Annotated in this window: 5 protein-coding genes and 2 pseudogenes; 1 reads left to right on the plus strand and 6 read right to left on the minus strand. The window is 69.1% G+C overall.

What is annotated here, in order from left to right; translation table 11 throughout:
• Positions 1-104 precede the first annotated feature (104 nt).
• Positions 105-1,337, plus strand: coding sequence for a cytochrome P450 family protein (locus CW362_RS22030; protein ID WP_103551236.1), 1,233 nt, complete (start codon positions 105-107; stop codon positions 1,335-1,337).
• Positions 1,338-1,664: 327 nt separating this feature from the next.
• On the opposite strand, the gene CW362_RS22035 is transcribed toward CW362_RS22030, so the two are convergent.
• The 6 genes and pseudogenes from CW362_RS22035 to CW362_RS22060 form a co-directional block, all read right to left on the minus strand.
• Positions 1,665-2,699, minus strand: coding sequence for a 3-oxoacyl-ACP synthase III family protein (locus CW362_RS22035; protein ID WP_103551237.1), 1,035 nt, complete (start codon positions 2,697-2,699; stop codon positions 1,665-1,667).
• A 438-nt stretch (positions 2,700-3,137) separates the two neighbouring features.
• Positions 3,138-3,302, minus strand: a pseudogene (locus CW362_RS45670) (IS5/IS1182 family transposase); the annotation flags it as partial.
• Positions 3,303-3,336: 34 nt separating this feature from the next.
• The gene (locus CW362_RS22045) at positions 3,337-4,794 is read right to left on the minus strand and encodes a serine/threonine-protein kinase (protein WP_240657970.1); all 1,458 of its coding nucleotides are present in this window, start codon (positions 4,792-4,794) and stop codon (positions 3,337-3,339) included.
• 668 nt (positions 4,795-5,462) lie between these two features.
• Entirely contained in the window at positions 5,463-5,795 is a 333-nt protein-coding gene (locus CW362_RS22050; protein ID WP_103551244.1) for a histone-like nucleoid-structuring protein Lsr2, read from the minus strand.
• A 480-nt stretch (positions 5,796-6,275) separates the two neighbouring features.
• Positions 6,276-6,830: a hypothetical protein gene (locus CW362_RS43400; protein ID WP_162684176.1), complete on the minus strand. Its 555-nt coding sequence runs from the start codon at positions 6,828-6,830 to the stop codon at positions 6,276-6,278.
• 208 nt (positions 6,831-7,038) lie between these two features.
• Positions 7,039-7,148: pseudogene (locus CW362_RS22060) on the minus strand (IS5/IS1182 family transposase); the annotation flags it as partial.

Consider the following 7,148-nt stretch of genomic DNA (forward strand, 5'->3'; position numbering starts at 1 on the left):
ACGACGCGGTGCGCACGTGACCGGGCCGTCAAAGGCGGACCCTGAAATCCCGTCCGTTCGGGTAGAGCCGCTCGATGCGGATCATTCGTAAGTAGGGTCGAGGCATGACCGATGCATCCCCCGCTCAGCAAGCGCCGATCGACGTCGCAGCGCTCGCCGACGATCCCTACACCGTCTACGCGCAGTTCCGCCGGGCCGGGCCCGTACACCGGATCACGGGGACGGACGGGCTGCCTGCCTGGCTGGTGACCGGCTACGACGACGTACGCGAGGCCCTCGCCGACCCGCGGCTCTCTCTCGCCAAGCGCAACGCGACGCCCGGCGGCTACCGAGGCATGGCCTTACCACCGGCACTGGACGCGAACCTGCTCAACATGGACCCCCCGGACCACACCCGTATCAGGCGCCTGGTGTCCAGGGCCTTCACCCCGCGCCAGATCGAGCAACTGCGCGAGCCGATCCAGCGCACCGCCGACGAGCTTCTGGACGTCATCGCCGCGGAGGAACGTACGGACCTGATCGTCTCGTACGCCGCACCGCTGCCGATCACCGTGATCTGCGACCTGCTCGGCGTGGCCCCGGCCGACCGGCTCGACTTCCGGTCATGGACCGACTCCCTCGTGGCTCCCGATCCGGCGCGGCCGTCCCTCGCCAGGGAAGCGATCGGCAACATGCTGTCGTTCCTCAGCCACCTCATCGCGGGCAAGCGAACCGCCCCGTCCGATGACCTGCTCTCCGCACTGATCGCCGTACGTGACGAGGAAGACCGGCTGAACGAGGACGAGTTGACGTCCTTGGCCTTCCTCGTCCTGTTCGCCGGATACGAGAACACCGTGCATCTCATCGGGAACGCGGTCCTGACTCTGCTTCGCCACCCCGAGCAGTCGGCCGAGTTGAGGGCCGATCCCACGCGCCTGAGTTCCGTGGTCGGGGAGTTGGCTCGTTACGACGGCCCGATGCCCCTGGCCGTCCGCCGGTTCCCGACCGAGGACGTCTCCATCGGCGGGGTGACCGTCCCGGCGGGCGAGACCGTACTGCTGTCCCTCGCCGCCGCCCACCGGGACCCACGCCGCTTCACCGACCCGGACCGCTTCGACATCCACCGGGACGCCACCGGTCACCTCGCCCTGGGCCACGGCATCCACTACTGCATCGGCGCTCCGCTGGCCCGCATGGAAACCGAGATCGCGCTGTCCGCGCTCCTCGGCCGCTTCCCGGACATGGCCCTGGCCGTGGCTCCGAGCGAACTGCGATGGCGGCCCTCGATGCGATCCCGTGGTCTGCTCGCCCTTCCGGTCCGCACCGGCGGAACCAAACAGACCCTTGCGGATCGATGACGGGATTCATGGCCTCGCTCCGAGACGGGCGCGGTTCCTTTCGGGGACGACCGGGCCGGGAAGACGCTGATCGGCGTGTGGTCGGTGCCGCAGTCGAGGTCGGGACCGTGGTGGTCGGCAGTCAGGCTCGGGGGTTTCTCCGTCGGCTCCGGTCTGCCGGTGCGCGGCGCCTTCCCGGGCGGCGGGAGGCGCGGTGGTCGCCGCAGGGGATGCGGAGCATGGCGCCTTCTCAGTGCCCGGGTGTCCGCTCCCTGGAAGCCCTGGTCGCGTCTGGGGCCGGTGGGATCCCATCAACCCCAGACATTTTTTATCGGTCCTGCGGGTCGGTCAGGCATGTCGGAGGCAGAGGGTTCCCCATTGGAAGCCCGCGCCGATCCCGGACAGCACGTAGGTGTCTCCTGGGAGCAGAGCGCCTTCGGTGATGGTGGAGTGGAGTGCGGTGAACAGGCCGGCTGATCCGGTGTTGCCCAGCCGGTCGACGGTGACGGGGACACGCTCGCGGGGAACGCCCAGGGCAGCCATGGTCTCGGTGAGGATGTTCAGGTTGGCCTGGTGCAGGAAGAAGTGCCGGATCTGGTCGACCGACGCGCCGGCACGGTGTGCGGCGCTGGTGATGCTCTCGGGCAGGCGTGTGGTGGCGGCGTTCCAGACGGCGCGGCCGTCCATGTGCAGGTAGTGGTCTCCGGCGGTGACGGTGGCGGTGGTGGTGGGCAGCCGGGAGCCTCCGGCGGGGATCTGGACGTCGTAGGACAGCTGGGAGCCCAGGTCGTAGGAGAGCAGGCCCGCTCCAGGGATTTCGGTGCGGGTGAGGACGACGGCTGCCGCGGCGTCTCCGAAGAAGACGCCGGTGGTGCGGTCGGTGGGATCGGTGACCCTGGAGGCGCAGTCGGCCGCGAGGAGCAGGATGGTGGTGATGGAGGGATTCTGCAGCAGGTGGGCGGCGATCAGCACGGCCTGGACGCCGGAAGCACAGGCGGCCTGGGTGACGTCGAGGGACAGGGCGCGGTGGGCGCCGAGGGCGTCTTTGACGATCAGCGCGGTCGACACGAGCGGCTGGTCCCCGGTGTAGGAGGCGACGATGACCGCGTCCAGTTGGGCGGGCGCGATGTCGGCGGCGTCCAGGGCCGGGTGGGCGGCGGCGACGCACATGTCGGAGGTCGCCAGGTGCGGGGCCAGGCGACGGCGTTCGTGGATGCCGGTGCGGCTGGTGATCCATTCGTCGCTGGTGTCCAGGGTGCGGATGAGCTCCTGGTTGGTGACGACCGCCGGCGGCAGGTGCACTCCGGTCCCGGCGATGGCGAACGGCACGGGCAGGCCGGCACCGGTCTGATGGAACAGGGTCTGGTCCAGGGTGACGGTCATGTCCCGGCGCTCCGTTCAGGGATGATCGGTTCAACTTGAAAAACTCTCATGTTCCGTTCCTTTTATTACCTGTTCATAAATGGTCCGACGTCGTCAGAGTCGTCGAATTCCAACGCCACAGAATCATCCCACGGGGTATCGGACTGGGACATCACGTCGTAATCCGGGAGCGTGATGGAATCCTCGGCCGCTTGACGTCGCCGTGCTGAAAATTCTTCGCCATGATCCGAGACGGCACCTTCTGCGAACCCCGGACGCCACCGTCGCCGGCGAAAACCACGGGGCGTCTTTTGAACCCGCCTCGGCTGTCCCCGGAAGCTCTCAGGACGGGGAAACGGGGACGCCGGATTACCTGCCGCGTACTTTGTGGCTGATGTCTGAACCATGAATCCGGGGTCGGCACCAGGGGGGAATCCGTGGGAACCCGGAGAGTCAGGGAACGGTCCGTTCCACGACCCGGCGGTGCCGGCCCGGGCGTCGGGACGACTCGACGCCCTTGCGGGCGAGGCGGTGGCGGATGCCGCGAACCGGCGGGATCAGGGCCTGGCTGTCCTGGAGGTCCGCGGCGGAGATGCCGATCGGCAGGGGCAAGCCGCGACGGTCCGCATCGCCTCGTGCGCGAGCGGGATCGAAGAGGTCATTCATCCGCAGGAGTCGTACCGTCGGCGCCCTGCGAATCGTCGCCCTCGTTCTCGTCCCCCTTGCCGTCCTGTCGGGTCTTGCGTACCTGCCCGGGCGGCTCTTTGGGCGCCTTCCTGCCGCTCTGACCGGCGGCATCCGGCCTGGCTCCCTTCGCCGCACCGGCCCTGTCGTCCTTCGGAGTCGGTGCCACGCCGGTGGCCGGAGCACGGGTCGGGCTGCCGGCAGGTGTACTGCGTCCCGGTGTGGAGTAGCGCTGCGGACGGGCGGAAGCCGAGTGTCCGTCGGTCGGCGTCGCTGCCGGTGTGTGACTGCCGTCGTCTCGCGCCGCCCTCTCCGGGGAGTCGGAGGGGGCGGCCCGGTCGTCGGCCGACGCCGCTCGATCACCACCGGAGCTGTGAGCGGAGGGTCCCTCGGTGACGGCGAAGGCGGCGATCGCCGCGGCCAGCACGGCGGCCGCTCCGGCCACCCGCAAACGGCTCCGGACGGGCGCGGTGCGCGCAGCGGGCTGCCCGGTGCCGGACAGCGGCTTGTCGTGCGTGTTGTCACGGGTGTTCGTGGTCGCTTGCGGTGCGACGACGACGCTCGTGGCGCGGGCGGCCGGTGGCGTGGGAACCGTCGCGGCCGTCTCGGCCCCCAGGAGCGCCAGCGTACGGGCGCAGTCACGTGCCGTGGGCCGGGCTTCGGCCTCCAGGGCCGTCATCGGCTGCAACAGGGCTGCGAGTGTCCGGGGCACGAAGTCGGGGACGCCGGGCCGACGGTGCAGCCGTGCGATCGCGGCTTCCAGGGGGCCGCCGTCGTACTCGAGCCGGCCGGTGAGGCATTCGAGGAGGACCAGACCGAGGGCGTAGACGTCCGCGGGCCGGCCGACGGGCTCACCGAGGACCTGCTCGGGGGAGAGATAGGCCGCCGTTCCGACAAGGGTGCCCGTGGCCGTGCGGGTGGTGGTGTCCAGCAGACGTGAGATGCCGAAGTCGGTCAGGTGGGGATCGCCCGAGTCGTCCAGGATGATGTTGGACGGTTTCACGTCGCGGTGGACCACTCCCGCCTCGTGCGCGTGGGCCAGGGCATCGGCCAGGCCGGCTCCGAGCGTGGCGGTGGTCTTCCACGGCAGGGGGCCCTCGGCGATGCGGGTCTTCAGGGTGGGGCCGTCGATGAGTTGCATGACGAGGTAGGCGTCACCGTCGTGCCGTCCGGCGTCGTAGGCGGTCACCAGGCCCTGGTGCTGCAACCGGGCCAGGAGCACCGCTTCGCTGCGGTGGTCCTCCTCCGTGTCGAAGCCGGTACCCGCCCGGAAGATCTTCACGGCCACCGGCCGTCGCAGCCGCAGATCGAACCCGCGGTGCACGTCCGCGGCGCCACCGGAGCCGATCAGCCCGTCGAGGCGATAGCAACCCGTCAGAACCCGCGCACCGCCTTTGGAGGCCAGAGCGAAACCCGACTCGACGAACCCCACCTCGGACCTCCCTGATGCTTTGACCACGACAGGCGAGACCCGTCGTCGCAGCGGCCAGATCCGCGTACCCAGCGAGCACGCCCCTATCCCCGGCGGCTGCAACAGCGGGCAGAACCTCGCGCTGCTCCACGACCGGAAGGCAGAGGTGCGGGAGCGTCCGCCGGGCGCTGCGGGCCGTATCCCTCCACCGGCAGGCCGAGATGTCGGAGATCCCGTGGAGCGGGGTGTCCCGTGAAGGGCGACTACGCGGCACCACGGCTTTCCTCGCGGGTCGGCCGCCGTGTCCGACGCCCCACGGGAAGAGGCGGCAGATCAGGTTGCGGAGGGGGCGGCCGGACGGGTTGCCGGTGTCGTACCAGCGGCCTTGGACGGCCTGCCCGGAGACGACACGGGCGGGGCGCAGGCATCGACGGCCCTGGGCATGGGAGGGAGCACCGGACAGCCGGTCCCTGGTCAGGGGGCAGGCGGGAACCGGGTTGAGGGGGCAGGCGGGAACCGAGTTGTGCGGCTCGTCCGAAACACCCCACGCCGATGTTCTCGCGCTGGACCGAACGCCCGGTTCCGGCCCCGGACGTGGTGCTCAGGAGCGGTCGGCACCGGTCCATTTTCTTGTACGGCTGCTGAAAGACCCTCCTTTCGGCGAGGGTCTTGCAGCAAGCTGATGAACCTCAGGAAGTGGCCTTCGCGTACGCTTCCTTGATCTCCGCCGGAACGCGACCGCGGTCGTTCACCTCGTAGCCGTTCTCCTTGGCCCACGCGCGAACGAGTGCCGTGTTGCCGTCGACGGCGACCGGCGTTGCGCCCGCACGCTTGCCCCCGCGGCTCTGGCTCTGCTTCCTCCCCTTGTCGACGTACGGGGCAAGGGCCTCGCGCAGCTTGCCCGCGTTCTCCTCGTTCAAATCGATCTCGTACGTCTTGCCGTCCAGGCCGAACACGATCGTCTCGAACGCCTCGGACCCGTCGAGGTCATCAAGCAGTCGGGTAATGATTTGCTGCGCCATCGTCGCTTCGTCCTTCATCGGGTTCGAGGTGAACAACATGCTTGTGTTGCCGACTTTTTATCACTGCGACAACTGCGGCTGCAATAGAGTTAGTGAAACATCCGATTTCCGGCCCGTCCTGGAACCTCGGAGAACCTCGCGGTCAAGACCCGGCTGCCAGTTCCGGCCCTGTTGCCACGACTCCCCCGGCGTCCGCCGGATCGGGCGATGCCCTCTCCAGCAAAGGATGAGTTGCCTTTGCGCGCCGAGAACCCTCGAGCCCACGGTCGCGCCCACTCGCTTTTCCGAACGAGGCGGCGCAGCCCTTCACCGTCACGTCGCCGCATTGCTTTTTCACGGATGAAGCGAGGCCTCATGGGTGCCGAGGCAGTGGATCGGACCCGCCGGCCCCGACGGACGCGCCCGGAGGGGAAGTGGCGACAAGGGCGTTCCCGTGATCGCCGCCGAGGACCGGGCTGTCGATGCGCCCGCCGTGGCCGTTCACGCTCCCTGCCCCGGTGGTGGCGGCTGGACAGCCGCCGGCGTCGGACCTGTCACCGGCAGTTGCTGCTGCCCTTGCTGTTCCCCGAAAATCAACGCACTGGAAGGCACCGCGGCACGCATTTCATGCAGAGCGACAAGGGCGGTGTGCAGTGGTTCTGGGCCTTCGTAAGCCTCGTAGGCGAGAACCAGGCGGGCACGGCTCTCCAGGTTCTGCCAAGCGTAGCGGCGGCGGAGGTTGGTCATGTGGCGGGCGTCGGAGCGGAGAAACGTGGAACCGGCGACGAAACCCGCCGACAGCAACGCAAGTACGGCTGCGGGAACACGAGCACCCTCGGAAGCCAGGCCGGCCGCTCCGGAAATACCTGCCAGGACGGCGGCCGGAAAGCCGAGACCGAGGTACACGGCGTGCCAGAGTTTCGCTCGACGCTGAGCCCGGCGCGCGCCGATGCGCGCCTCAGCCACGATCTTCTCGACCTCGGTGCGCAGCGCGAGTAACTGTGGGCCGCCTCCCTCATCGGCGCCCGACCCGGCTCCAGCGTTCCCCTCGGCCACCAGTCCCCCGATTACACATGGGAGTTGAGAGTTTCCCGGCATCGGATTGTACGGGTGCGGGTGGATCGGCGACAGGGGCGGTCCATATCGTCACCCGTCCGGCGCGCGGTCGTGAGGTCCTGCCGCGCGCCGGGGCGCTCACCAGTCCAGACGGCTGTCCTCGACCGTCCCGTGCCCGCGCATTTCGTCGGCGAGGGAATGAGCGTTTTCAGCGTTGCTTCTCCAGGGTGAGGACGGCTTTGGTGATGACGCTCATGCGGTTGGGGCTGATGCGGGATCTGCGGAAGATCTGCCAGGACTTCAGCCGTGCCATGCCTC

The sequence above is a fragment of the Streptomyces populi genome (genome assembly GCF_002911015.1).
In the GTDB taxonomy this organism is placed as follows: domain Bacteria; phylum Actinomycetota; class Actinomycetes; order Streptomycetales; family Streptomycetaceae; genus Streptomyces; species Streptomyces populi.

Coding starts and splice junctions, on each gene's coding strand:
- CW362_RS22030 (WP_103551236.1), top strand. CDS start 105: ATGACCGATGCATCCCCCGCTCAGCAAGCGCCGATCGACGTCGCAGCG.
- CW362_RS22035 (WP_103551237.1), bottom strand. CDS start 2,699: ATGACCGTCACCCTGGACCAGACCCTGTTCCATCAGACCGGTGCCGGC.
- CW362_RS22050 (WP_103551244.1), bottom strand. CDS start 5,795: ATGGCGCAGCAAATCATTACCCGACTGCTTGATGACCTCGACGGGTCC.